Source organism: Sphingobium aromaticiconvertens, assembly GCF_037154075.1.
GTDB lineage: Bacteria > Pseudomonadota > Alphaproteobacteria > Sphingomonadales > Sphingomonadaceae > Sphingobium > Sphingobium aromaticiconvertens.
Genome location: NZ_JBANRJ010000001.1, coordinates 4,612,344 through 4,635,428, shown reverse-complemented (window position 1 = coordinate 4,635,428; position 23,085 = coordinate 4,612,344). Strand labels below are relative to the sequence as shown.

25 protein-coding genes are annotated in these 23,085 nt (G+C 61.0%); 8 read left to right on the top strand and 17 right to left on the bottom strand.

Going from position 1 to position 23,085, the window contains the following annotated elements; translation table 11 throughout:
- Positions 1–177: 177 nt before the first annotated feature.
- From WFR25_RS22480 to WFR25_RS22460, 5 genes are all read right to left on the bottom strand, one after another.
- A complete protein-coding gene (locus WFR25_RS22480) occupies positions 178–2,028 on the bottom strand; it encodes a ThiF family adenylyltransferase (protein ID WP_336973844.1) in 1,851 nt (616 codons plus the stop codon).
- Positions 2,021–2,845: a cyclic GMP-AMP synthase DncV-like nucleotidyltransferase gene (locus WFR25_RS22475; RefSeq protein ID WP_336975004.1), complete on the bottom strand. Its 825-nt coding sequence runs from the start codon at positions 2,843–2,845 to the stop codon at positions 2,021–2,023. The genes WFR25_RS22480 and WFR25_RS22475 overlap by 8 nt, the downstream gene beginning before the upstream one ends.
- Positions 2,846–2,922: 77 nt before the next feature.
- Positions 2,923–4,286, bottom strand: a protein-coding gene (locus tag WFR25_RS22470) for an IS3 family transposase (protein ID WP_336967452.1) whose coding sequence is annotated in 2 segments (ribosomal slippage) — positions 2,923–3,936 and positions 3,939–4,286 — 1,362 coding nt in all. Because the reading frame shifts where the segments join, the coding sequence is not laid out codon by codon here.
- A gap of 52 nt (positions 4,287–4,338) precedes the next feature.
- Positions 4,339–4,596, bottom strand: coding sequence for a cyclic GMP-AMP synthase DncV-like nucleotidyltransferase (locus WFR25_RS22465; protein WP_336973842.1), 258 nt, complete (start codon positions 4,594–4,596; stop codon positions 4,339–4,341).
- A gap of 8 nt (positions 4,597–4,604) precedes the next feature.
- Positions 4,605–5,762, bottom strand: coding sequence for a patatin-like phospholipase family protein (locus WFR25_RS22460; RefSeq protein WP_336973839.1), 1,158 nt, complete (start codon positions 5,760–5,762; stop codon positions 4,605–4,607).
- Positions 5,763–5,863: 101 nt separating this feature from the next.
- On the opposite strand from WFR25_RS22460, the gene WFR25_RS22455 reads away from it, so the two are divergent.
- Positions 5,864–6,787: a BrxR family helix-turn-helix transcriptional regulator gene (locus WFR25_RS22455; RefSeq protein WP_336973838.1), complete on the top strand. Its 924-nt coding sequence runs from the start codon at positions 5,864–5,866 to the stop codon at positions 6,785–6,787.
- A gap of 28 nt (positions 6,788–6,815) precedes the next feature.
- Positions 6,816–7,490 (top strand): nucleotidyltransferase domain-containing protein, encoded by a 675-nt coding sequence (locus WFR25_RS22450; RefSeq protein ID WP_336973836.1) that lies wholly within the window; start codon positions 6,816–6,818, stop codon positions 7,488–7,490.
- A gap of 206 nt (positions 7,491–7,696) precedes the next feature.
- On the opposite strand, the gene WFR25_RS22445 is transcribed toward WFR25_RS22450, so the two are convergent.
- The 6 genes from WFR25_RS22445 to WFR25_RS22420 all read right to left on the bottom strand — a co-directional run bounded on the left by WFR25_RS22445 (position 7,697) and on the right by WFR25_RS22420 (position 14,142).
- The gene (locus WFR25_RS22445; RefSeq protein ID WP_336973834.1) at positions 7,697–8,260 is read right to left on the bottom strand and encodes an ATP-binding protein; all 564 of its coding nucleotides are present in this window, start codon (positions 8,258–8,260) and stop codon (positions 7,697–7,699) included.
- Positions 8,257–9,783 carry a GNAT family N-acetyltransferase gene (locus tag WFR25_RS22440; protein ID WP_336973832.1) on the bottom strand — a complete coding sequence of 509 codons (1,527 nt, stop codon included), beginning with the start codon at positions 9,781–9,783 and terminating at the stop codon, positions 8,257–8,259. The genes WFR25_RS22445 and WFR25_RS22440 overlap by 4 nt, the downstream gene beginning before the upstream one ends.
- Entirely contained in the window at positions 9,758–10,549 is a 792-nt protein-coding gene (locus WFR25_RS22435) for a helix-turn-helix domain-containing protein (protein WP_336973830.1), read from the bottom strand. The genes WFR25_RS22440 and WFR25_RS22435 overlap by 26 nt, the downstream gene beginning before the upstream one ends.
- Positions 10,550–10,927: 378 nt before the next feature.
- Positions 10,928–11,842: a hypothetical protein gene (locus WFR25_RS22430; RefSeq protein ID WP_336973828.1), complete on the bottom strand. Its 915-nt coding sequence runs from the start codon at positions 11,840–11,842 to the stop codon at positions 10,928–10,930.
- Position 11,843: 1 nt separating this feature from the next.
- Entirely contained in the window at positions 11,844–12,962 is a 1,119-nt protein-coding gene (locus WFR25_RS22425) for an AAA family ATPase (RefSeq protein ID WP_336973826.1), read from the bottom strand.
- Positions 12,955–14,142, bottom strand: coding sequence for a DUF262 domain-containing protein (locus WFR25_RS22420; protein WP_336973824.1), 1,188 nt, complete (start codon positions 14,140–14,142; stop codon positions 12,955–12,957). Before WFR25_RS22420 ends, WFR25_RS22425 begins: the two co-directional genes overlap by 8 nt.
- 565 nt (positions 14,143–14,707) lie before the next feature.
- On the opposite strand from WFR25_RS22420, the gene WFR25_RS22415 reads away from it, so the two are divergent.
- From WFR25_RS22415 to WFR25_RS22395, 5 genes are all read left to right on the top strand, one after another.
- Positions 14,708–14,899 (top strand): DUF6771 family protein, encoded by a 192-nt coding sequence (locus WFR25_RS22415; RefSeq protein ID WP_336973822.1) that lies wholly within the window; start codon positions 14,708–14,710, stop codon positions 14,897–14,899.
- Positions 14,900–15,047: 148 nt separating this feature from the next.
- Complete coding sequence (locus tag WFR25_RS22410) at positions 15,048–15,233, top strand: hypothetical protein (protein WP_336973821.1); 186 nt, start codon at positions 15,048–15,050, stop codon at positions 15,231–15,233.
- A gap of 10 nt (positions 15,234–15,243) precedes the next feature.
- Positions 15,244–15,666, top strand: coding sequence for a thermonuclease family protein (locus tag WFR25_RS22405; protein ID WP_336973819.1), 423 nt, complete (start codon positions 15,244–15,246; stop codon positions 15,664–15,666).
- Positions 15,666–15,866, top strand: a complete 201-nt coding sequence (locus WFR25_RS22400; protein WP_336973816.1) for a DUF5818 domain-containing protein — start codon at positions 15,666–15,668, stop codon at positions 15,864–15,866. The genes WFR25_RS22405 and WFR25_RS22400 overlap by 1 nt, the downstream gene beginning before the upstream one ends.
- Positions 15,863–16,048, top strand: coding sequence for a DUF6961 family protein (locus tag WFR25_RS22395; protein ID WP_336973814.1), 186 nt, complete (start codon positions 15,863–15,865; stop codon positions 16,046–16,048). The genes WFR25_RS22400 and WFR25_RS22395 overlap by 4 nt, the downstream gene beginning before the upstream one ends.
- Before the next feature lie 19 nt (positions 16,049–16,067).
- On the opposite strand, the gene WFR25_RS22390 is transcribed toward WFR25_RS22395, so the two are convergent.
- Genes WFR25_RS22390 through WFR25_RS22380 form a run of 3 tightly spaced genes read right to left on the bottom strand, consistent with a single transcriptional unit; the run spans position 16,068 to position 18,258 of the window.
- A complete protein-coding gene (locus WFR25_RS22390) occupies positions 16,068–16,688 on the bottom strand; it encodes a GntR family transcriptional regulator (RefSeq protein ID WP_336973812.1) in 621 nt (206 codons plus the stop codon).
- Complete coding sequence (locus tag WFR25_RS22385) at positions 16,685–17,614, bottom strand: phytanoyl-CoA dioxygenase family protein (RefSeq protein ID WP_336973809.1); 930 nt, start codon at positions 17,612–17,614, stop codon at positions 16,685–16,687. The genes WFR25_RS22390 and WFR25_RS22385 overlap by 4 nt, the downstream gene beginning before the upstream one ends.
- Positions 17,611–18,258 carry an acyl-homoserine-lactone synthase gene (locus tag WFR25_RS22380; protein ID WP_336973807.1) on the bottom strand — a complete coding sequence of 216 codons (648 nt, stop codon included), beginning with the start codon at positions 18,256–18,258 and terminating at the stop codon, positions 17,611–17,613. Before WFR25_RS22380 ends, WFR25_RS22385 begins: the two co-directional genes overlap by 4 nt.
- Positions 18,259–18,443: 185 nt before the next feature.
- On the opposite strand from WFR25_RS22380, the gene WFR25_RS22375 reads away from it, so the two are divergent.
- Positions 18,444–18,716 (top strand): HU family DNA-binding protein, encoded by a 273-nt coding sequence (locus WFR25_RS22375; RefSeq protein ID WP_336973806.1) that lies wholly within the window; start codon positions 18,444–18,446, stop codon positions 18,714–18,716.
- Positions 18,717–18,744: 28 nt separating this feature from the next.
- Here WFR25_RS22375 and WFR25_RS22370 read toward each other — a convergent pair whose 3' ends face one another.
- The 3 genes from WFR25_RS22370 to WFR25_RS22360 are packed head-to-tail and all read right to left on the bottom strand — an operon-like array spanning position 18,745 to position 23,085.
- Complete coding sequence (locus WFR25_RS22370; protein ID WP_336973804.1) at positions 18,745–19,185, bottom strand: CopG family transcriptional regulator; 441 nt, start codon at positions 19,183–19,185, stop codon at positions 18,745–18,747.
- Complete coding sequence (locus WFR25_RS22365; protein WP_336973802.1) at positions 19,182–21,245, bottom strand: conjugal transfer protein TraG; 2,064 nt, start codon at positions 21,243–21,245, stop codon at positions 19,182–19,184. Before WFR25_RS22365 ends, WFR25_RS22370 begins: the two co-directional genes overlap by 4 nt.
- Positions 21,246–21,273: 28 nt before the next feature.
- A complete protein-coding gene (locus tag WFR25_RS22360; protein WP_336973801.1) occupies positions 21,274–23,085 on the bottom strand; it encodes a relaxase/mobilization nuclease domain-containing protein in 1,812 nt (603 codons plus the stop codon).

The window sequence follows — 23,085 nt, the reverse complement described above, 5'->3', positions numbered from 1 at the left end:
TTTGGGGCTGGAAATAGGACATTCTGCTCAGTTGGCTCTGGAGCAACGACAGCTAGAGAACGGATGATCCGGCTACGAGGCGCTATGTCCGCTTTGCGTCCTAGTATCGGTCATTCAAGCGCCGAGACGACGCTTTCAAATGCGGTCGTGCCTTTGTCAGGATACTTTCGAACGAGATCATTCGGCGGCGATCAGGGCATCTTCGGCCAGTGCGCAGGCAGGGCATTCCCGTGCGGGCCAGTCTCGCGATAGAATCTTCTGACCGACAGCAAGATCCTCTCCTAACAGGGTCACATTGTCCGTCCACATGGCACCTTCAGCTTCAAGCCGGGCTGTGCCGGTAAGCCAGATATGATGCCGCGACGCGAGTGGCGGGTCGAGAAGCGCCCCGAGCGCGGTTTCAGCGATCACATCGACGACATGTCCCAGCTCAACGGCGCCGTAGGGCGTGAAATGATTGCCGCACGACGGTTCCTCGACTGTATTCTGGCCATCCGCCCAAAGGCTTGCTTTAAAGGTTGGGGTGCCCGTTGGACTCATCCCGCAGCGCAGGCACCCGCCTTTAACCTCGATGAGGACGGCATGACCGGCGGCTGCGTGTTTCTCAGTCCATCCGTAAAGGATCGGCACCTTGCGCCCGTTCACTACATGCCACCGATTGAGAGCGCCTTCTGCGTCCCAACTGCCGGTCGTCGCGATGATCAAGTCGCTGTTGGCGAGGAGATCCTCATAGCCGTCGATCAGGCGCTGCGCGCCGACATTATGGCCTGTGATCGCCAGATGCGGGAAATCCTGGCTGAACCGCGCGGCCAGTTCGAACGCCTTGTTCTTGCCGACCGAGCTGGCCCCCAGCTCATGGCGCCCGATATTGGGCCAGTCGAAATCCTGGGGGTCGACGATATGGCTGGTGCCCACCCCGGCCCGCACCAGCCTCGCTGTGACCGAACTGCCGATCGCGCCGCCACCGATGACCGTGATCTGCTTCGCGAGAAGCCGTGCAGTGCGCGGATCCTTGCCGCGACCATGGACCCAGGCGGCATCGGCGCGCGACACCTCGCTCTTAAGCACGCGCGCGGCCGAATAGACCCGCGCGGCCGCGATCGCCGGCGGCATCCCGGCAGCCGTAAAACCCTTGGTTAAAGGCTTTTCGACATGACCGTCTCGCGAAGAGATCTTGCGGGCGGCGGTGGTCGTGGCAGCGACGAGCCCGGCGCCGCCACGGCCTTCAGCGCCGATCAGAACGAGGACATCCTTGTGGTGTGCCCCTGCGACGTCGGCGAGGATCGCAGCATCCACTTCCCCGGCACTCGTGGCAAGCGCGATCAAATCGGCGCCCGTCTGGGGATAGTCCGAGGGCAGTGGCGGCTGCGGCAACCAAAGGAAGGCTGCGGATTCGGTGTGGAAGGTCTTCTTGCCCGACCGCTTGCCAAAGCGATTAACCAGCCAATGATTGAGCTGCGCCTCATTCTCGCCGGCGACGACCATATCCTCGCCGCGCCAAACACGGATCTTGCGCGATGGGCAGACAGGGTCGATGAGGCTGGTGACCTTCGTCCGGACATCCGATGCATAGAACCAATAAGTTAGGAACTCTTCCCGGAAGTCGCGCTCGACGATATCACCTACGAGCAATTCCTCGATCAGGCGCGCCGAGCGACCGATCAGATTGAGACCGACTTGCCCAGGGTCTTCGGCATCGACCTCGGCTAAGACCGGCAACAGGCACAAAATACCGTCACGCTCGACGTGCGGCCAAGTAAGCATGTCGGGCGGGTTGACCAGCGCCGTTCGCGGGTATCCGGCCGGAAAGGCGCGAGTGACGAGAAGATCGATCTGGCGGGTGACATCATCGCTACAGAGCATGTCGATACGCCAGCCTCGCTCGAAGCTCCGACTCGGATAGGCCGCCTTGACCTCCTCAGTCGTCAGCCGCCTATGTGGGGCGGGCAGATGCTCGCGCAAGGCAGCCTCGAGACGTACGATCGCACGCTCGAAGCCGAGGGCGCCGAAGCCCGCGACATTAGGCATGGCGGCCTCCTCCCGACGAGGAGACCGCCGCACCGGCATAGCTTTCCAGGCCGATGAGCGCGGCCGAGGTTGCAATCGGCGCGGCATAGGACGCGGCGGCGCGGGCCTCGTCCTCGCCGCGTTCGCTGAAATAGGTCGTGTTGTAGACCTTGTCCCAGCAGTCGAGAGCCTGGGAGCGCGTACAGTCGGTTTCGAAAAGCGGCGCAAGCCAAGTCAGCGCCTGGCTGAGCTTGTCGCGCAGCATCCGCGCCTTGGCGTCGTCGCTTCCGCTGGTGATGAAGTCGTTGGGCGTGACGGGGTGAGCGACCACCAGATTATAGTTCAGCCGGTCGCGGACAGCCTTCATAGTGTCGTAGAGGGCGCGGTCCTCGCGATTGGCATTGAGGCGCTGGCAGTCGACGACCAGCGCGGTGATGCCGAAGCCTGAGAGGATCGACCCGCTCCAGCTGGTCCGGCTGCGAGCGAACTTCTTGATCTCACGCACGAGACGGCGCAGCTGGGCGCCATCATTGCTGTTGCTTCGCGCGTCGTCGAACCACTTGGTGACATCGCGGGCGTCCGATCGCTTCCACCCGCTCGACGACGCAAGCTCATAGACGGTCGTGCCATTCTCCTCGACCTTCCGGTAAACCGGCATGTCAACATGATAGCCCTTCTCGTAGAAGATGCGCACGCAATTGGGGCGGACCTCGGGCTTCCGCTTGAAGCCGCCATCGTCCACCGCATCGCGCACCATCTGTCGCGCCTGGAGCGAGGTCATTTCAGCGCCGCGATCGCCGACGAGATCGGCCTTCATGAAATAGACGCCGTCATCGATGTCTGTCCGTCGTCAGAACATTTGGCACACGTCGCGTCGTAAATTAGCGGAGTGCGGGCCTCGTCTTGGGGTTGATGTTAAGCGGCGAGCCTGCGGTGTTGCAAGCGCCGATATTCGATGGTCTTTCGCTTGATCCTTTCGCGCTGTTTGATGATGGCGGGAGCCCTGCCGAGGTAGGCGTCGGCGGGCGTCACGTTGTTCAGGCTCTCGTGGTAACGCTGGTTGTTGTAATGCTCGACGAAGGCCTCGATCTGGGCCTCAAGGTCGCCGGGCAGGAAGTAGTTTTCCAGCAGGATGCGGTTTTTCAGGGTTTGGTGCCAGCGCTCGATCTTGCCTTGGGTCTGGGGGTGCATCGGAGCGCCGCGTACATGGCTCATCTTCTGGGCATCGATGTATTCCGCCAGTTCGCCCGCGATGTAGCTGGGGCCGTTATCGCTGAGCAGCCTGGGCTTGTGCAGCACGGTGGCGCTGTCGCAGCCGGAAGCCTTAAGGGCCAGGTCCAGCGTGTCGGTGACATCCTCGGCGCGCATGTTGGTGCACAGTTTCCAGGCGATAATGTAGCGCGAGAAGTCGTCGAGCACGGTCGACAGGTACATCCAGCCCCACCCGATGATCTTGAAGTAGGTAAAATCGGTCTGCCACATCTCGTTCGGACGCGTGGTCTGGGTATGGAAGCGATCGGCGGCCTTGATCACCACATAGGCCGGACTGGTAATCAGATCGTGGGCCTTCAACAGGCGGTAAACGGTGGCCTCCGACACGAAGTAGCGCTTCTCGTCGGTGAAGCGCACCGCCAGTTCGCGCGGTGACAGCTCGCTGTAATCCAGCGCCATCTCGACGATCTGGCCCTGGATATCGTCGCCGATGCGGTTCCACACCCGACTCGGCGCCGATGGCCGATCTTCCAGCGCCTCCGGCCCGCCTTCGACGAAGCGATCGTACCAGCGGTAGAACGTCCGGCGGGGGATGCCGAGTTTGTCCAGCGTGTGCTTGGCGGGCAGGTGCGACTGCTCGACGATCCGGATGATCTCGAGCTTTTCGGATGCGGGATACCTCATTCGTCGTCGCCCCCATCCGCGATCATGCTTTTTTTAAGCAGGCGGTTTTCCAGCGTCAGGTCGGCCACGCATTCCTTCAGGGCACGGGCCTCGCGGCGCAGATCCTGCACCTCGCCAGTGGTCGCAGCACGGGCGGTGTCACCGGCCAGGCGCCGCTTGCCCGCTTCCATGAACTCCTTCGACCAGGTGTAATACAGGCTTTGGGCAATGCCTTCCTTGCGGCACAACTCGGCGATGCTGTCCTCGCCGCGCAGACCGTCCAGCACAATACGGATCTTGTCTTCGGCTGAGAAATGGCGCCGGGTCTGCCGCCGGATATCCTTCACAACACGCTCAGCAGGGGCCTTTGTCGGCGAATTTTTCAAGGAGGGTTTGGGCTTCATCTTCGTTCCTTCGTCACTACGACGAAGCCCAAACCCTCCTTAATTTACAACCTCAAATCTGTGCCATTGGTGCTGACGGCGGACAATCGATGTCATAGTCGTTCTGCGGGTGCCGTAGCATCGTCTTCATGGCGTAGGACCCCTGCTTGACGAACTCGTCGGGGGCTGGCTTGCTGGCCTTGCTGAGCCCTTCGCGCAGGCGCTTGCGGTTGCGATCACGCCGATCGCGCATCGCGTCCTGCTCAGTCTGGGGCAGAGTGACTTCGTCCTTGTGAAAGGCACGGATATCTTTGTCGCAATCGTACATCATCGGTCCTCTCAGGCAGATTCAGGGGCGCGGCACAGGGTTTTGGCCGGGTCAAGCGGTGGTAGGGATTCGAGCATCGAGCGGATGAGACGGCCATCTGTGTCGTTAGGATCATCGCAAGCACTGCGTGTCGCGTCGGCATCAGTGTGGGCTTGCTGGATCAAGCGCTCCATCGCCTCGGGCCTGCTATCGTCGAGCGCCAGAAATTCGAGCATGCTGGCGGGCACCGGCTTGTTGGGGAAGCGTACCCGGCTGATCGAGCGGCCGCAATCGCTCATCGCGATGGCCAAGAGCCGCGCCATATTGTCATAAGCGAATTCTTGCGCAGAGATGCTAAGCGGGGCGACATCGGCACCCAGGCTCCAGCCCAGCATCGAGCGGTTGACCTTGTCGCCGCGGATATGTTCGCCTTCGGGGCGAGGGCAGGTGCCCAGCGAAAAGATTTCGATCGCTTGGCCGGGAGCTGCGTTGGCGAGCGCATCGGTGAACCCGACCATGATCGGGTTGTTGGCCCAAAGTCCCCCGTCGCAGAATACCTGCTTGCCGCCCTCCTTACCGGAAGGATCGTCAATGGCCGCGAGTGCTCGATAGATCGGCGCTGCGCTCGAGGCGAGGCAGATGTCCGCGAGCCGATAATGATCATCGCGCGGGCCGCTCTTGGGCGTCTTCTTGAACACCCAAGCCTTATGGGTGCTCATGCGCACGGCCGGGATCGACATCGCGATCCCGCGCTGGTCGAACACTTGGCTCAAGGTGATATCGCCAAGCACCCCGTCGAGCGCAATCTTGAGCGCAGCGTCGCCCCGACGGACATAGTGGCCGCCCGTGATCGCGCGGAAGATGGCGCTCAATTTGCCCTTGATCCGGTGCGGGAAGATCTTCGCACCATAAGCGCGGTAGAGAGTAACTATATCGCGCATCGGTACACCAATTGCGGCAGCGGCCCCGACGATCGCGCCGGTGCTGGTGCCAGTGATCAGGTCAAAGCCAAGGCCGAGGTCGAGCGCGGGACCCCGGGTTCGGGCGGCGTGTTGCGTCAGAAGCCGGTCGAGAAAGGCAGCGGTATAGATACCGCGCATACCGCCGCCGTCGAGACTAAGAACACGATAGGGGCGCTGGCGCGATTTCTCGCCGTTGTCTGCCGCCCCTTCCTCCTGCAATGCGCCCATCGAATTGGTTGACCCGAGTCGTTGATAAGGCGATAAACATAACACGAAATCAGACTACCAATAAACTTTGTTTATGTGTTTCCGATAAACAGGAAAAGCTAATGTCAGAAATCAAGCCAGAGCAGTCACTTACGAGCCCCCGTTGGAGCGTGCGCCGTCGCCTGGAGTTCATCGAGTTCCGCCTTTTTTGGTCGGGCAGGCTTAATCGTAGCGACCTGACGGACATGTTCGGCATTTCTGCGCCGCAAGGATCGGCCGATATTAAGGATTATGAGCGGCTGGCGCCGGAGAATATCGTTTATGATGCGACGCTGAAAGCGTTCGTTAGAACTCCGGCCTTCTCGCCCATCTTCGTCGGCGCCTTCACTGACCATTATCTCCTTCAAATCGTCGCGATCGCCGGTGGGTGGATGCGGATGGAGGACACTTGGTTCGATGCGATGCCCCGCGTCGAGGTCGCCACACTTAAACGCCAACCGACAGATACGGCGATCCTGCTCAGCGTCCTGGCGGCGATCAAAGAGCGCAAGGAGATCGACATCTCCTATCTGTCGTTGACTGGGTCGTCATCAGAAGCGCGCACGATCGCGCCCCATGCGTTCGCTTATGCCGGGGGCAAATGGTATGTCCGCTCTTGGGCACGCGAGCATAATGACTTTCGCGATTATGTGCTGGGCCGGATAGTAGCCGTCGCCGACGAACGACCCTGTCCAATCGATCCTGCGCTCGATTTCGAGTGGGCGCACATGATCAATCTCGAGGTTATCCCCAATGAGGCGCTACCGGCAGAGCGGCGAGAGGCGATCGCCCGCGAATATCGCATGGTCGATCATAAGCTTCTCGTACCCTGCAGGCTGAGTCTGAGCTTCTATCTGATGAGCGAACTTAATCTCGATGTGGCGCCTGGCATCCTCAGCCCGTTTAAGCAGCAGCTTCAGCTCACCAACCGTGTCGAGGTCGAGCAGGCACGGGGCGTCGCACGGGAGCTTACCAACCAAGCGCTACGCCGCGGCCCGGCCGCATGACCGTCGCACTCCCCGGGAGGGTTGTTCGATGACGATTGCCGCGGTTGCGCTTTATGGCAGCCAAGCGCGCGGCGATGCGGTGTCGGGTTCCGATGTCGATCTGCTGATGATTACCGACGAAGATCATGCCCGGCATGTCAGCATGGGAACGCTCTCGATCTATCTCTATCCATGGACATCACTGCTCCGCGACGCGCAGGCCGGAGACCTGTTTCTGTGCCACATCGTTCGCGAGGCCCGATCGCTTCATGATCCGGAAAACCGGCTTGGGAGCCTCGCCGGTGCCTTCCGGTTCAAGCCGAATTATGCGGATGAAATCCGCAAGGCATCCGACCTCGCCTGGTATCTGGCAAACTTCCCGGACACGCTCGACGGGGCGCTAGGCGCCAAGCGGGTCGCCTGGACGGTGCGCACCATCCTGATCGCGCGCGCAGCGGAGCGGCATTCTCCCTGCTTCGCGGCCGATGCGCTTGTCGCGTTTAGCGGTTTACCCTTGGTCGGGACATTGATCGGTCGTAAGGACGAGCAGTATATAGCAGAAGACACGCCGAACCTTTTGGCGTGCTTTCTCCAGCATTATGGATTGCCCGCGCCGATACGCGACGGCTCTCCCGCAGATTATCATGCTTATTTTGCAGTCAACCGGAATGACGTCGCCTTGCAGACCCTTAGAACGGATCTGCAGGACAATTTCTACAGCTGAGGCTGACGGCAAATGGTCGCGAGCGTCGATCGGCGAACATTTGATCGAACTGCTGCTTCCACGCTTCGATCGTACGAAAGCTGCCTGACAGCAAACAGCCCATCGCAGCTACGACGCGTGCTGAAAATTCGGTCTGCTTCTGAGCCGTCAAAGCGAAAGGCTGGGCAGCAAGAAACGGTCGAGAGCGGGATAGCGCCAATGCGTCATCAGCGGATAGCTAGATCGCCTGCTCCGCTGATGAAATCCACCACGATGCCGAGTTCGCCATCTCCGATGAGAATGAAAGGGCATCCAATCGCTTCTGCAACTTGTCGGGCTCTAGTTTCGGCTAGATGCTGATGTTGCACTAAGGTCGGAACGTCGCGATGCGGGCGTTCGCGACCGACATCTGCGCGACGGCGCTCCGCAATTAAATGGGGATCAGCCACCATGTAGCAGATCGCATCCAATTCAAGTTCCGAGAAGACGGAAACCGGAATTTCGATGAGGCCATTTAGGCCGTCGATTATACTGTGCCCGTCAAAGACGACAGGCAGATCTGTGGCAGCAGTTTTCCGCTTATAGGCTGCAATCATGAGTAACTGATTGTCGACCACTGCCCCAGTCCGCAATTCTTCCGAACTATCTGGGGTACTTTCTTGATAAGCCTGTTCCGCCTTTATCAAATCGCTTGCCTGCAGATGAAGCAAAGGAACGGTATCATTAATTCCTTTTATGAGCGACGATTTGCCGACGCCAGACAGGCCTAGGATAGCTATTCGCCTTTTCATGTCGTGAAACCAAAAGCTCCCTGATCAAGAACGGACATCTGTTGAGCCGGAAGGAGTCTCTTGATGGACTGTGGCGGGTGTCCGGCGAATACGCTGCTGTTCTTTAGGGCGGCGAGTTGCATAGGCGGCTCAAGGTGTGCGGCTAGGAGAAAGTTGATCACTTTCACAGGACGGTTTTGCGTCGCGGCGAGATTTCTGAGCTGCACGTCGCTGTATACCGAGCGGCCACCTGCAAGTCGGCGCAGTTCCTCGGTCGAGTAGGCGAGCTTCATCTCCTCGAACACACCAACGGTCGTTATGGCCTGCGAAGGCTGAAAACCAGATTTGCCTTTATAGAAGAACAGCAGCGCCCCTGGTTGGGTAAGCTGCGCAGGTGCCCGGCATAGATATACCTTACGGATCGTATTCCCAGGCCGTTGGAAACCAGTGTCGCCAAAAAGGCTGAACTGGCTGCGGTTCACCAGTTCCGGAAAGAGAATTTCGTGGAACTCTTCCTTGATCGGAATCGCATAGGCGGCGAGACCGTCTCCGGTTGCGAACCGTGGATAATTTTCGCGAGCGAGGTCGAAAAGCGATGTGCTTCCAGGCGGTGCAAGCCGATCACGATTGATCGCCTTTTCATAGACCTTCTCACCGTTCGCATTATCGTGCGTATGGCGGAAACCATAGTATTCCAGTAGTGCCATCAGCGTCTGTTGACCTGGAAAGGTCGTCAGATAGACCACGTCGTGGTTGTTCGATTGGGCGTACCAGAGCACCTGCTTCAACAGGAGTTCGCCCAGCTTCACTCCGCGGCTCTCGGTGCGAACCTTGAAGGTGCAGATCTTGAGGATCTTCTGTCCCGGAAGCCTGGCATCGGTGTTGCCAGGCTTTTCATCCTTGCGCACAAGAAGACCCGCCACATTGCCTTCATCCATGACGACCCAGCACTTGCGCATCGGTCTGACGCACTTCTCGCGCCACCAGTCATCGAAGCCAGGATAGTCTCCGCGCAGACTCACGAAGATCGGGTCGTCCTGGGATATGGTGTTGGCCTCCATCTCCACCACTGCGGGGAAGACCACAGCCACTGCTTCGTAGGTGGTTCGCAGGAAGGAGACGGCGTCGGCAACGTACAGAACTCGCGCGCCAAAAGTCGAGGATGTCCTTTCTGCCCGTGCGTGAAGGCCCTGATCCTCTGTCACAAGAAAGTCGGCAACGCCAATGTCCAGGGCATGAAGCAGAGTGGCATCGACGAGATCGTTGGGACGACGAATACGTCCATATTTCGCTTCAAGTGCCGTCTGGTCGATACCCGCCATCTTGCCGATTACGGGAAATTTTTTGATTTTGCTGAGTGAAACGCGACGACGCGCTTCATCCTTGTCTCGCCCAATGTCGTCAATCGCCGCTGCATGAACGAAAATCTCGACGCCATGTCTCCCCGCAAGCTGTTGCAGGGAAGCGAAGTGTGGGACTACCTCGGCATGGTCTTCCAAGCCGATGAAGACGTTAGTATCAATTAGGAATCTGGGCGCGCTCATACAGAAGGGCTTCTCGCATTTTGGGCGTCGCGTAGAGGAAGGACTGCGGTGGCTCGAAGCTAAATCGGTCTCTGAGCTCGCTCAGTTCCAAAGGACGAGGCAGCGGACGGCCATGCGTCAGCTCAATGGCATAAGCGCGGTCAGCGCCATCAAAATAGGCGTCGAAGTCCGCACGGGCAATGCAGGCACGATCGCCAAATGCATTCCAGATTTCAAGCGGCGACCGTTTGTGGACCTCCCCAATCTCGGCGATGCCCGAAAGTGCACGCGTCGGGCTGGTCTCATAGATCAGAGCAGTTGTTCCGGCTGGCACCGACATCGGGAAACGCCGACGAAGCTCAACCGTTTTCTCGCCACTGGCGATCTTCCGGCTATATTCCGGCTTGATGCTGAATACGACGTCGCGATGGGGTGGGAGCCGATCCTCCCCAATAATAGGCAGGAGAAGCTGATTCTCGTCGACCTGTTCGAAGCGATAATGAGACTCCCGCAGACTGTTGATCATCGCAGCGGCATGTTCGAACTGAGCTTGAATGCGGAGCTTCGCCCCCATTGCTCCGAGATAATCGCGCAACGTCGACACGCGGATGTCCTTGCGATTTTCGAGCCTAGTAACGGCGGATTGGCCGATGTTGAGACGCTCAGCAACCTGGGCTTGCGTAAGTCCAGCTAAGATCCGAATTTCACGCAAACTGCGTCCAATGTGGCCATCCTTGGCTTCGGCACCGTCCGGTAGCGGTTCAAATACCTTGCCAACGACCTTCATTTTAATCCTCGTGCATCAATCAAACTTTGAAGGATGAATATTACATCAAAGTCATATTTGTCCAAGGTTATTGTGCAGTGCGAGACATTGCAGATAACCGATTTATCGCGTCCGCACTTCCCAGTCGCGCACCGCAGTAGTTTGGCGAACGGGGAAAAGGAAGAGTACCGTCAGCGAATCTGAAACCGACGTGGTCGTCAACGCCCCGCGGCCCCGCAGGTACATCACTGCGTTCGACTCGACCGATCGCGTTCAGGAGCATCGCCGCGACGTGGTCGGCATTGCCGCCCCACCAAATCTCTAGTCGCTCGACAACCCGGGTAGAGATTTTAGGGCTTTTATTGGGCGCTCACATGACGGCCCCGGTATCTGCCCCAATCAATCCGGTACTTTCTGGCCGACATGGGCAATCGTCAGTCGGCCCGACGAACGGTCACACCAGAAGTGAACCCTGCCGGCACCTGGCGTGTAGCGGGAATGCCAGTCGAAGCAGCGTGCGACGCCTGACAGATCATTGAAATAGAATAGCTTACTCCGCTGTTCCTTTTCCGGCGTGGTCTTGGTCAGGAAGGTCGGCATTGCGGCGTCATTGATATTCCAGCGCGCCGTCGCGATCTCGAGATCCATCAGCGCGTGCCGCGCCGAAGCCAAGCGAAGCTCGCCCGCCTTGAACGCACGCAAATGCGCCTCGGTGCGCGGGAGGAAGAACAAATGCGGGAATATCTCGGCGCGGCGTGCCCATAGCTCGTCGCCATCGCGCACGTGCTCGGCGGGCATCCGCCGCAGCCATTCGTCATGGCCGGTGACATGCGCGGGCGTAGCAGCGTGATGAACCTCGATGACCTGTTCGTCGAACTCGCCGTCCTCATCGAGCGAGATGCGACGCAGCGGCACGGATGGGACCAGCCAAGGCTCGTTAGCAAAGCTTACCCCGAGCGTGCCGACACTATGGCTCAGCCCGAGACCCTCGGCGAGCGTGTCGCCGTAATGATATTCCGCTTCGAAACCAAATGCTGTACCCAGATCGACACGGAACGGCGCGCGGTTCTCGAAGCCGCGCAAAAACCGCCATTCGTCGCGACTACCACTCTTTGCCATAACCGTGCCTAGCCATCGATCATCGCCGAGCGAAATTGACGCCAACGGCACTGAGGAGTGGAGCGCCGCGCTCGACTGGATCCGTCGCAAAGATTGTAGCGTCTTGGCCAAACCCAGGACAGCCGCTTCGGCGGCTTCCGCATCCACAGCGCCTGCCGGAAAGGACAACTCGTTCAGGAAAGCGATAAAGGTCATCTCAGCTTAGCAGCTGATCGAGCGATTTGTCCCATTGATCGAAGAAGCCTTCGGGCCAGTCTGTGAGCCTACCTTCGGGGGTGACAACCGGATGGACACGCTCGGGCTGGCCGCTGCCGGACGGCCGCCGGAAGAAATTGAGACCAACGTCGTCAGCCGGAATTGCGCCGTTTTTCACCGCGAGGCGGATGCCGTTGAGGAAATGATCACTATGGCTTTCGACCACAATCCGTGTGCCTGTCGCGGCGGACCACGCCATTAATTGCCCCATCGCCGCCTGGCCTTGCGGATGGAGGTGCGCTTCCGGGTTCTCGATCAGGAGCCAGCTGTCAGGCGGTGATGCCAGGCAGGCAACGATGATGGGGAGGACGTAAGTTAGCCCGAAGCCGACATTGGTCGAGCGATATGGATTTGACCCACTGATCCCGGCGCTGCCGCCATAGAAATAATCGAGGCGCACGGCATCGGTGCGCGGGATGTCCTCGACCGCAAGCCCAACGCCGGGGCTGAATTCCTTCATCCAAGCGTTGACCTGCGAGAGCAGACCAGGTGCCGCCTCGTCGGGATGCCGAAGTTTCGGATTGACCTCATCGTCGCCGAACAGGCTCAGGAAATGCGCAGTATACTGACCGCGGCTCCCAAGGAACCGCCGCTCGTTAACGAGGTGATAGGCCTTGGGAAAGCTCACCTCGGGCCCGGCTCGATCGGCGCGCAAATATTGAAACCAATGGCCGAACAGGCCGCGTTGATGCTCCAGCTCCGAGTAAAAGCCGAAGTCCGGCTTGACGGCAAAATGCAGCAAATCGCCCCGCGGGTCATAAGCGACACGATACGCAAAGGCCTGCCCTTTGGAACCATGGAGCGTGATGCCGATTTCTTCGTCGTCATGCTGGTCGTTGAGCACATCGACGCCAGTGCCGAGCTCGACTAAGTCGCCGTTTAGGAGAAAGCCCTGGCTCGACAGGAAGCCGGTATCCCATGATTGGCGAAGTAAGGCCAACGCTTGCAACGTGGTGCTCTTCCCCGACCCGTTCAAACCAGACAGCAAGGTCAACGGCTTCATGGGGATATGGATGTCGCGGAACGCCTTGAAATTATGCAAGGTGAGCGCGTCAAACATTGGCGACATCCTTGAAGATCGTAGACACCATATTGAACCTCTTGCGCACCTTGCCAATATCGCCAGTGCCTTGCGAAATGGCAGATTCGAAGGCGCGGTCCTGCATCGCCTCCATCATCCGGCGGCGGACCTCGTTGTGGCGAAATATGCAGCGCTCGCGCTCACTGTCGGAGAGATTGGCGAGCGACACGGCAATGGTTTCGAACAGCGCCTTGTTGATCGGGAACCGCCCATCGGTCTCCCGATAGCGTTTGCGAAACGCATTCTGGCCGAAGATTTCCCGCGCGCTATCCATCGCACGCGTAAATCCGTGCTCGAGCGCCTCCAGATCGACATCGTCCAGGCGGTTGATCTGCCGCATCGCGTCGCCGAGGAAGCGGTCGAAATCATAGGCGCGGAATTCTTCGGGCCGGGTCATACTGAAGGCTAGGAACCGCAAGACCATTTCACGATCGGCCATCCGTTCGTCGCGAATGCTATAGGTGGTCGCTTGCTTGAACGCCTCGAGTCCAGCCAGCCGGCCGAGATATTCGCGCGCCTTGCCGGGGATCAGCGCATGCCGCAGTTCTTGCGCTGAGAGCGGCATGCCGCCAGTGTTGATCCGCGCGAAAATGTTGAACTTCACTTCCTGCGGGGTGCCGTGGCGGATGACGTGAACGACCAGCTCGGTTTCGCGCAGACGGCGCTTCAGCCGCGCGGGAAGATCGTCGAACAGCTTGCCGTTGAAGGATTCGCCGAGATATTCCATCCCAGTCAGCTTGAGTGGGGTGTCCTCGATCGCGTCGGGATCGATGAACCGCGTTATCGTAGTCAAGCGCTGAATGCCGTCGACGATCGCCCAATCCTCTTCCTCGTCTTCGGCGGCATAAAGCGTGGGCAAGGGAATGCGGAGGAGCAGTGACTCAATCAGTCGGCTCTGCTGACGATCGGTCCAGATGCCGCGCCGGCGCTGGAAATCCGGCTCGAGATCGATGGCCTTGCTGCGGATCCGCGACAGGAGGAGATCAATGGTCATCGAGCGCGTCGTAACGTCGATATCGTCTGGATTGAACGGTTCGGCGATCTGCAGGTCGTTGCCGGTCTCGCTCGGCAGCTCCTGTTCGACGCCGCTGGGCGTCCCGAACGAAGTGCCCTCTTCGGTTACGCGCTGGGGGTCAGTGATGATCGCTTGGTTCGCCATACTCGCGTCCTAGCAAATCGCGCCATCAAGTTCCAGTAAGCGGCCCTCCGGCCTTTCGCACCGCTGCAAAATTTGCAGTTGCGGAGATGCTGTGGGAAGCCAGTTTACCAACGCCCCTGGCCATGCGCCGTTTGGCCTCATCACGGACGAGGGTGTGGAGAATGTCGATAACATTCGCAGTTGCCATGACCCACGGATGCTTGGCACAACGGCGTGGTGCCGGATCTATCGCATGAGCCAGCATCATGGCGCCGGGGCTGGACCGGGAAGGGGGGGGCTGTTGCATGCCAAATCGTGGGCAGCGTTGACGGTTTATTGGCAGTTCTCCCTTGCTGAAAGGCTGCCTGTTAAGCGGTATTCAGTCACATCGGGTAAACGACCCCTAACAGCAAGCTGCGCTCATCTGGCTTTTACGGCCGGCACCTCGGCAATGCGGGTGGTGTAGTCGGGGGACTTATTGTCCGGATCAGTTCGATAATGATTGCACATCCAGGCAGCCTAGCGATCGCCAATTTCATCGCAAGCCTCTTGCTTCGTTCCTGATATGTTCTCTACGGTCAAGGTCATGACTCACCCTGATTCTCTTTGGCTCGCGCAGAGCCTGCTTCACGCCCCGGCCTGGGCACGCGTCGCCCTCACCGCACCTAACGAGCGCCTACGCGAACAGGCGGCGGTGGAACTGGCGCAAAGCGTCATCGCGGCGATCGAGCATCCCCCGACAATTCCTGACGTCCGCCAGATGACGCTGCCTTTATGACGGTAAGCCCGCGGTAGATCGGGTTATGCACAGGGTCAGTCGTGCTGAATAGTCTGCCGCTTTCCTGATCTTGAACAATAGACGGCATAGCGGCTGTGCAATCCTCCACAGCCACGCTAGCGTCGCGGTTTAGGCGATCGGGATGTGTATGAACGGATATGTGCGTTTGGAAACGACAGAGGGCGAATTGGTAGTCGTCAATGTCGATCGGGTCAGTTTCGTTCGACGCTACCGCGGTGAGAACGACACCAGCGCAGTCAATTTCGAGAAGGGAAATTATCTCGTCGTCAAAGGCAGTCTCGACAGCGTCATGACCATCCTGGCCGAAGGCTGAAGCGAGGCTCATGCTTGCCGTCCTATCCGCGGTCGTTCTGGCATCCGGGCAGGCCTTTGCCTGTACGCCGACCCATGTCTGGGACGGGGACGGCCCTATCTGGTGTGCCGAAGGTCCGAAGATACGGTTGGCCGGTATAGCTGCCCGCGAGATGGACGGCACATGCAAACAGGGGCACCCCTGTCCCAAGGCATCGGCTATTGCAGCACGGGACCGGCTGGTGCGCCTGCTGGGCGGAGCGAAAGGCAAGGCGCGTACCGGCCATATTCTTGTATCGGCGCCGGCCATGCGCTGCGTGTCGAATGGATCGGCGCGGGGCGGTCGCACGGCGGCATGGTGTACGCTGCCAGGCACGGGCGACATAAGCTGCGGCATGATCAGGTCCGGCACTGTCCTGCGATGGGATCGTTATGCACGCGGGCAGTGCCGCTGATGCCGAGAGGAACGCGCCATGAACTGACCGGCATTCTTTTGGAAGGCGACTTCTATCCGGTGCTGCGTGTATCCGACGGCGGCGAATGGCGACTGGAGATCACCAAGACCTGGCGGCCTCTGCTGGGCAAGCGCGTTGCCATCATCGGCGTGCGTGACGGTTTTGACCTGATTGCCGTCGAACGGATCACCCTGGCATGACGCACGACCAGTTTTTGTGGGGGAAGGTGTCCATAGTGATGAAGCAGCATGGTGAGCAAGCACCGCCCAAGGCAGCCGAACGGATCGGTACCATTGCCGTTGCGGGAGACATGGCCGGCGTAAAGCTATGGAAAGTCATTGCTTGCCGAATGGACATGATGATGCGATCGCGCGCTCAATAGTCGGTCATCGCCTTGGCCATTACACTCCAGGCACGGAGGGCGAAGTTCGCAACAGGCGTATATAGGTGGCGAGCCGGCCCTTTCGCCGGGCATGAAACTGCCGGACGTGCTTGGCCAATGCTGATGCAGTCGCGGTTTCAGCGGCCGATTCCAATTCCGCCAGTTCATCACGCGTGTTTCCAATCACGCGTTCATCCAGCTGGCGCATGGCATGGAGCCGATCATTGGCGCTTTCAACAGCGCGGGTGAACGCACTATTGCCTTGCCTCAAGGCCAGACGGAGAAAAAGACGCGCGGTCCGTTCGGGCACATCCGATGCATCATGCTCCAACGTCGTGACACTGCCGATAGATGATCTTGGCTTGCGGATGGCCAGCAGGGCAAGTGCTGCGTTCCAGTCGAGCAGGTCACGCAACATACTCTCGTCGAGCGACGGCACGTAGAAGCCGCCGCCTGCGATGGCTTCGACCAGTCCTTCCCCTGTCAGCCGGTTGAGAACGTCCCGGACAGGCGTGATGCTGACATGCATGTCGTCTGCAAGCCGGGCAGCCTCCAGACGCTGCCCAGGACGGAATCCGCCCTCGATCAGGCGCTGCTTGAGCGTCTGGTAACTGCGCTCGAGAATCTGCGCCGGACTCACCCGACCTTGCCCGCGCCATTGTCTTGAAGCCAGGGCCTGTCGTTCCCTGGCACCTGTCGGCTAAGGTAATGATCGACCAGATCCATCTGGTCGGGCCGGAGCGCATCGATAGCGGCAATATGTGCAGGTATCTCGTCTCTGAGCAGGATCGAGGGACATTGCCCCTCATAATTGCCCAGATTGGGGCGATGCTGGGCATAGCCCACCAGGGCGGCCAGCGCTGGCGAGAAGGTCCGCGCAACCGGGGGCGGATAGGCAAGCCAAGGATTCTCATAGGGCTTGAGCCAACCCAGTGAATAGCCGGTGACGATCGCGCGCCTGACCTCGCTCGTGTTGTTTCCGCCCGCGCCGTGCAGCGTCGAACCCAGGAAAAGGATCGCGGACCCTGGCAGACAGGTCGCCGCGATCGGCTCATCATAATCCTGCCGGGCCATGCCGGCTGCACCATGGCTCGCGGGATAGAGTTGGGTCGCGCCATTGTCCGCCGTGAACGGGGTGATCGGCCACATGACATTGAGCAGATATTCATGCGAGCCTTTGGCGCCCTGCCACATGTCGTGATCGCGGTGCGGCAGCTGCGTCAGCGCACCGGGGTGGATTTCGATGGCCTGGGCGACATTGAGCTGGATACGGTCGCATGCGGGGCTCAATATTTCGTGCGCGATTCCGACGATGAGCGGATCTTCCACTAGCGGCGCGATATGACGGCTGCGGCGCAGGAGGCCGCCAAAACGCTTGGTCCGCTCGCCATAGAAAGCGCCCTCGCAAAAAGGCGTCGCCTCGAAGATGGGCGAGAGATCCCGCTCCAGCGCCTGGAGCGCGCAAGGGGGACGCAGGTCGGGGATGATGCAGAAGCCGTCACGCAGGAGGCGACCGGTCCAATATTGCACCGCGGCCAGATGATCGATCGTTTCGAGCGGGTTCATGACAGCATGTCTCCTCCGCGTGCCGATGGTTCGACGTCGCTACCGATCAGGGCGAAGCGGATCGGCTCGTACACGCCGCCCGCGCGCAGCTTGTCGATGGTGGTATGATCGATACGAATATGGAGGCCCACCAACAGGTCACGGCCATGACGCACCGATGGTCCGAGCGCCCGGCAATCCCAGCCGAACCGCGAAATCTGGTCAAACCAGGCCTGCTCGGCGACGCCAGTATAGTCGGTAATGCCATGTCGGATGGCGTGGTCGGCCAGCGTGCTCACCAACTGATTGCGCGCGCTGCGCCGCTCGACCGATCGCTGATGCCGGTCGAGACAGAAGCGCGTAATTTCCCGGACGGTCGGCCCGGTCGGGACAATGCCAGCACAAAGATGGGGATAGAGATGCCCCAATATGTGTTCGCCCTGCGTGCGCAGGAGGCGCGCGGAGGCGCGATGGACATGATCGGGGCCAAGCAGGATCAGATATTGCGCATCGGGCGTATCGAACTGATCCACCTCGAACCGGTCGGCAAGAACAGGCAGATCCCACCCCAGAAGGTCGATGAAGACCTCCTTGCGGGCAGCAAACATCGCACGCATGGCGGCGCTTTCGCGCACGCCATGACCGGCATCGGTCATTTCCATCATGGCAGGCTCCCTTGTGTAAGGTCCGGCAAGGACAGCAGAAGGGGCCTGGCTCTCACATACCAAGAAATGGGGGTGCGCCCTGGTCGGACGCTACGCCAGCGCCGCCGACAGCCCGATTTTGCTCGACGAAGGCACGCGAAATTGGCAACCGATGCCATCCAAGACACTGAGGAAAGACTGCACGCATGAACTCTTCTGAACTCATCGACGCGGTGGCGAGCGCGACCGGCACCACCAAGGCGGACGCCAAGAAAATCATCGACGCCACCTTCGGCGCGATCGGCGATGCCGGCAAGGGCGAGGAAGTCGCCGTCAACGGTTTCGGCAAGTTCAAGCTGAAGCTCAACGGCGCGCGCGAGGGCAAGAATCCGCGGACCGGCGAACCCCTGTCGATCCCCGCTTCCAAGGGGCTCGGCTTTTCCGCTGCAAAAACGGTCAAGGACAAGCTGAACGGCTGATATCGGTGTCGGTGGCCGCTTCACGCGGTCACCGACTTCGCGCCCCATCCGAGGGCTCGTCGCCGAAGTCCTGCCCGATCTCGTCGATGAGGCGCGGCCCGGCTTCCATGCGAGCCGCCAGCGCCTCGACATAGCCTGTCCAGCGTATATTGGCGTCTGCTAGGGCTGCGCGCCGCGCTTCCTGCGGCAATGCCGGATTCTGTAGCATCCACGCATGCACGAACAGGGCGAGCGCTTCGCCATTCAGGGCATTTTGCCATCCCTGCCGCTGCATCTCCCGGTTCAGGCGATCAAGGCGTCGACCGATCGCGGCTTCGAGCCGATCGGAGCCGTCGGCTGACAGGAAAGAGGCAAGCGCGGCCTCGACGATGACCGCCTGCGGCTTGCGCTTGCGCCGCGCATAATCCGCCATCTGCATCGAAATCTCGGGAGAGAGGCGGATCGTATGCTTGACCTTGAGACCGCTCATAATTCCACGCCATCGTCTGGATCGAGCGCGGCCTGTCGCGCGGCCCGGCGCATCCGTTTCATCGCCCGCGCGCGGACCGCATCCTCGTCATCGTCGCTTTCGTGGAATTCGAACTCCTCACGCGCGGACCGCTGCGGCGGCATGATCTCCTCCTGTTCGGGAAGATCGGGCTCCCGGCGGATACCGGCATTGGCCGTGTCCGACTGCGTTGGCCGATCATCGCGACGACCATCGCTGGATCCCCCTGTGCTGATGCCTTGCATATCGGTCGTTTGCTGTTCTGGTGACGCAGGCATCGATGGAACAGGCCTCGCCACCGGCGCCACGATGGTGGCGCGATCGCTCCAGTCGTCCGACGGCGGCTTGCCGTTGTCCAGCGTCGCGGCGTCCGGCGGCGGCAACAGCCGCGCCGTAAAACGCTTGTCCTCGAAATAGCGGGCCTTGGCAGCGCGCAGCGGCGGCATCCCCGATACCATCACGATTTCCTCGCTTGGCGGCAGCTGCATGACCTCGCCCGGTGTCAGGAGGGGGCGCGGCGTTTCGGTGCGCGAGACCATCAAATGCCCAAGCCATGGCGAGAGGCGATGGCCGGCATAGTTTTTCATCGCGCGCATTTCGGTCGCTGTCCCCAGGCTGTCGGAAATACGCTTGGCGGTCCGCTCGTCATTGGTGGCGAAGGCGACCCGCACATGGCAATTGTCGAGGATGGCATTGTTGGGGCCGTAGGCCTTCTCGATCTGATTGAGGCTCTGGGCGATCAGGAAGGCCTTGAGGCCATAGCCCGCCATGAAGGCGAGTGCGCTCTCGAAGAAATCGAGGCGGCCAAGCGCGGGAAACTCGTCGAGCATCAGCAGGACGCGATGCCGTTTGGCATCGGGCTTCAATTCCTCGGTCAATCGGCGGCCGATCTGGTTGAGGATGAGGCGGATGAGGGGTTTGGTCCGGCTGATGTCCGAAGGCGGCACCACCAGATAGAGGCTCGTTGCGCGGGCACCCTCGACCAGATCGGCGATACGCCAGTCGCATTGCCGGGTGACATGGGCCACCACGGGGTCGCGATAGAGGCCCAGGAAAGACATGGCGGTCGAGAGCACGCCGGACCGTTCATTCTCGCTCTTGTTCAGCAGTTCGCGCGCGGCGCTGGCGACGACCGGATGCACGCCTGCCTTGCCGAGATGCGGCGTCGTCATCATCGCGCGCAACGTGTTATCGATTGTGCGCCTGGGGTCGGACAGGAAGGCGGCGACCCCGGCCAGCGTCTTATCAGGCTCGGCGTAGAGGACGTGGAGGATCGCGCCGACCAGAAGCGCATGGCTGGTCTTCTCCCAATGGTTGCGGCGTTCGAGTGAGCCTTCGGGATCGACCAGCACGTCGGCGACATTCTGGACGTCGCGCACCTCCCATTGCCCGCGCCGCACTTCGAGCAGCGGATTATAGGCGGCAGACGCGCTACTGGTTGGATCGAACAGCAGCACGCGACCATGGCGTGCGCGAAAGCCCGATGATATCTGCCAGTTCTCGCCCTTGATGTCGTGAATGACACAGCTGCCCGGCCACGTCAGCAACGTGGGCACGACAAGGCCAACCCCCTTGCCACTGCGGGTCGGCGCGAAGCACAGGACATGCTCCGGGCCATCATGGCGCAGATAGTCTGGACCAGACCTGCCGAGCACGACGCCCTCGTCGTTCAGCAACCCCGCTTGCCTGATATCGGCAGGCACAGCCCAGCGCGCAGAGCCATAGGTTTCCGCGGTGCGGGCCTCGCGTGCGCGCCAGACGGACATGCCGACCGCCACCGCAATTGCCGCGAAACCGCCCGATGCGGCGACATAGGCCCCGCGCTCGAAGATATGGGGCGCATAGGCGTCATAGCTGAACCACCACCAGAAGAAGGCGGGCGGCAGATAGATGGGATGGTCGCCGATCACGAACCAGGGTGGCCCTAGCGCCGGCTGATAGCCAAGGCTAGCCGCGGTCCACTGGGTCGCGCCCCAGATGGCGATCAGCACGACCAGGCCGACGAGCAGCAACTGACCCCAGAGTATGCGTGCGCCCGACATTGTCTTACCTCCTTGTCATTGATGAAAGTCACAGGCCGAGCCCGCGACTGCGGCCCGGCGACCAATCGATCCGTCCGCCTAGGCTCATCGTGCCCAGCATCTGGCTCCCAAGCTGGCGGTCGAGCGCCGGACGCCAGGGCACGAGCTGGAACCCAAGGCCGTCGTCGATCATCGCGAAGCGACCCGACGCCAGGGTGACGCGCTCGCGATATTGGCCGCTCACGATCTCGCCGGGTGCGGAAGGCTGGTGGGCAAGCCCTGTCGCCTGCGCAATCCGCGTGGCGGCATCCTGCAACTCGGACGCGCGAAGGCTGGCGATCATGCCTGAAGGCAGGATCACCTGTCCGCCGCGCCGGGTCGCCACTTCAAGCGCGACCAGCTTCTCGCGCCGGGCGTCGAGGGCGTCGCGGACTTCTCGACCAAAGCCATTGGCCATGGACAGGGGTTCGTCGCCCACAAGCTGCCGGTCGATCCAGGTCGCGCCCAGCGCATCGACCTGGGCGTGGAGCAGCATGTCGGAGCGTGTTGCGAGCGACATGTGGGCGCGCCCGTCGCGGCCCGTCCAGCTGCGCAGCTCGACGATGCCGCCGATCGGCGTATCGCCGGTCATCTCGAGATCCTCGAACCTCAGATGATGGGTGCGCCCGTCCACCCCCTCGACGATCGCAAAGGCCGTTCCGATCAGTTCGTCGTCAAGGCCGCGGGCGGCGAGTCTGCCGATGACCCGATCTGTGGGCGTGCCATCATGCAGGGTGAAGGTCGCGAGGTCGGGGCGGCGTCCGCTTGTCTGCATCGCCCGGTGCATCGTCTTGATGATGTCCGTGCGCATGCCGAGTTCGCGCAGACTATCCTCAAAGTCGGGTCGCAATGTCCACATCCCTGGCGCAACGGGTTCGGCCAGAGCCATCCGTTCGAGCCTGGCCGCGCGTCCCAACAGTAGCTGGCTGTCGGGGTCAGCATATCCCGACGCCCGATCCGGCCCCGGAACCAGTCCCGGATGATGGCGCTGGCTCGGTTCGGAGCCCGCGTGCCCGGGCCGCAGATCGACGATCCCCATATTGCGGGCGGCCAGCCGCTGCAGTCTCTGGTCTAGCGACGTCCAGCGCTCGGCATCGACCTCGCGGGCAAGCGTCCGGGCAATCTCCTGGCTGGTGCGCGGCCCCAGTTCCAGCGTCGCCCGCGCCTCGGCACGAGCGCGCATGCCTTCACTGATATAGTCGCGATCGATGACGAGGTCGTTGCCGTCATCGGCCCGCCCGCGCAGCAGGATATGGACATGGGGATTGTCGGTGTTCCAGTGATCGACGCCAACCCAGTCGAGCGCGGTGTCGAGATCGCGCGCCATGTCGGCCATGAGGTCGCGGGCGAACCCGCGCAGGTCCTCCATGTCGGCACCGTCCTCGGGCGAGACGATGAAGCGGAAATGATGGCGATCGTCCTCGCAGCGATGTGCGAAATCTGTCGCGTCCACGCCATCAGTACGCTGGTCAAACAGCCGGGCATCCTGTCCGTCGCGGGTGACGCCATCGCGGGCGAGATAGTCGATATGCCGGGCGAGCGGCGCGGCGCGGAAGCGGGTGCCCTTGTGCCGCACGATCCGCGCCTTGATGACCACTCTGCGCCCGTCGGCACGGAAGCGGGCGGATGCCGCCGCCAGCCCGCCCCGACCAATCGTGCCGGTGCCGCTCGACCGACGGGCTCTTGGCAATCGCATATGCCCGGCCTTGGCGGCCGCGCGCCGGACCTGGGTGGCGAGCGATACGAGGCGTCGCCCCTGGCCAGCACCACGATCGCGTGCCCGGCCGGGTCGGAGGTCGAAACTCTGCTCGTCCCGGTTCAT

What these genes read in the sequence shown, in the direction of transcription:
- WFR25_RS22480 (WP_336973844.1), bottom strand. Translation starts at nt 2,028, where the DNA reads ATGCCTAATGTCGCGGGCTTCGGCGCCCTCGGCTTCGAGCGTGCGATC.
- WFR25_RS22465 (WP_336973842.1), bottom strand. Translation starts at nt 4,596, where the DNA reads ATGATGTACGATTGCGACAAAGATATCCGTGCCTTTCACAAGGACGAA.
- WFR25_RS22460 (WP_336973839.1), bottom strand. Translation starts at nt 5,762, where the DNA reads ATGGGCGCATTGCAGGAGGAAGGGGCGGCAGACAACGGCGAGAAATCG.
- WFR25_RS22455 (WP_336973838.1), top strand. Translation starts at nt 5,864, where the DNA reads ATGTCAGAAATCAAGCCAGAGCAGTCACTTACGAGCCCCCGTTGGAGC.
- WFR25_RS22450 (WP_336973836.1), top strand. Translation starts at nt 6,816, where the DNA reads ATGACGATTGCCGCGGTTGCGCTTTATGGCAGCCAAGCGCGCGGCGAT.
- WFR25_RS22445 (WP_336973834.1), bottom strand. Translation starts at nt 8,260, where the DNA reads ATGAAAAGGCGAATAGCTATCCTAGGCCTGTCTGGCGTCGGCAAATCG.
- WFR25_RS22440 (WP_336973832.1), bottom strand. Translation starts at nt 9,783, where the DNA reads ATGAGCGCGCCCAGATTCCTAATTGATACTAACGTCTTCATCGGCTTG.
- WFR25_RS22435 (WP_336973830.1), bottom strand. Translation starts at nt 10,549, where the DNA reads ATGAAGGTCGTTGGCAAGGTATTTGAACCGCTACCGGACGGTGCCGAA.
- WFR25_RS22430 (WP_336973828.1), bottom strand. Translation starts at nt 11,842, where the DNA reads ATGACCTTTATCGCTTTCCTGAACGAGTTGTCCTTTCCGGCAGGCGCT.
- WFR25_RS22425 (WP_336973826.1), bottom strand. Translation starts at nt 12,962, where the DNA reads ATGTTTGACGCGCTCACCTTGCATAATTTCAAGGCGTTCCGCGACATC.
- WFR25_RS22420 (WP_336973824.1), bottom strand. Translation starts at nt 14,142, where the DNA reads ATGGCGAACCAAGCGATCATCACTGACCCCCAGCGCGTAACCGAAGAG.
- WFR25_RS22415 (WP_336973822.1), top strand. Translation starts at nt 14,708, where the DNA reads ATGACTCACCCTGATTCTCTTTGGCTCGCGCAGAGCCTGCTTCACGCC.
- WFR25_RS22410 (WP_336973821.1), top strand. Translation starts at nt 15,048, where the DNA reads ATGAACGGATATGTGCGTTTGGAAACGACAGAGGGCGAATTGGTAGTC.
- WFR25_RS22405 (WP_336973819.1), top strand. Translation starts at nt 15,244, where the DNA reads ATGCTTGCCGTCCTATCCGCGGTCGTTCTGGCATCCGGGCAGGCCTTT.
- WFR25_RS22400 (WP_336973816.1), top strand. Translation starts at nt 15,666, where the DNA reads ATGCCGAGAGGAACGCGCCATGAACTGACCGGCATTCTTTTGGAAGGC.
- WFR25_RS22395 (WP_336973814.1), top strand. Translation starts at nt 15,863, where the DNA reads ATGACGCACGACCAGTTTTTGTGGGGGAAGGTGTCCATAGTGATGAAG.
- WFR25_RS22385 (WP_336973809.1), bottom strand. Translation starts at nt 17,614, where the DNA reads ATGAACCCGCTCGAAACGATCGATCATCTGGCCGCGGTGCAATATTGG.
- WFR25_RS22380 (WP_336973807.1), bottom strand. Translation starts at nt 18,258, where the DNA reads ATGATGGAAATGACCGATGCCGGTCATGGCGTGCGCGAAAGCGCCGCC.
- WFR25_RS22375 (WP_336973806.1), top strand. Translation starts at nt 18,444, where the DNA reads ATGAACTCTTCTGAACTCATCGACGCGGTGGCGAGCGCGACCGGCACC.
- WFR25_RS22370 (WP_336973804.1), bottom strand. Translation starts at nt 19,185, where the DNA reads ATGAGCGGTCTCAAGGTCAAGCATACGATCCGCCTCTCTCCCGAGATT.
- WFR25_RS22365 (WP_336973802.1), bottom strand. Translation starts at nt 21,245, where the DNA reads ATGTCGGGCGCACGCATACTCTGGGGTCAGTTGCTGCTCGTCGGCCTG.
- WFR25_RS22360 (WP_336973801.1), bottom strand. Translation starts at nt 23,085, where the DNA reads ATGAACCGGGACGAGCAGAGTTTCGACCTCCGACCCGGCCGGGCACGC.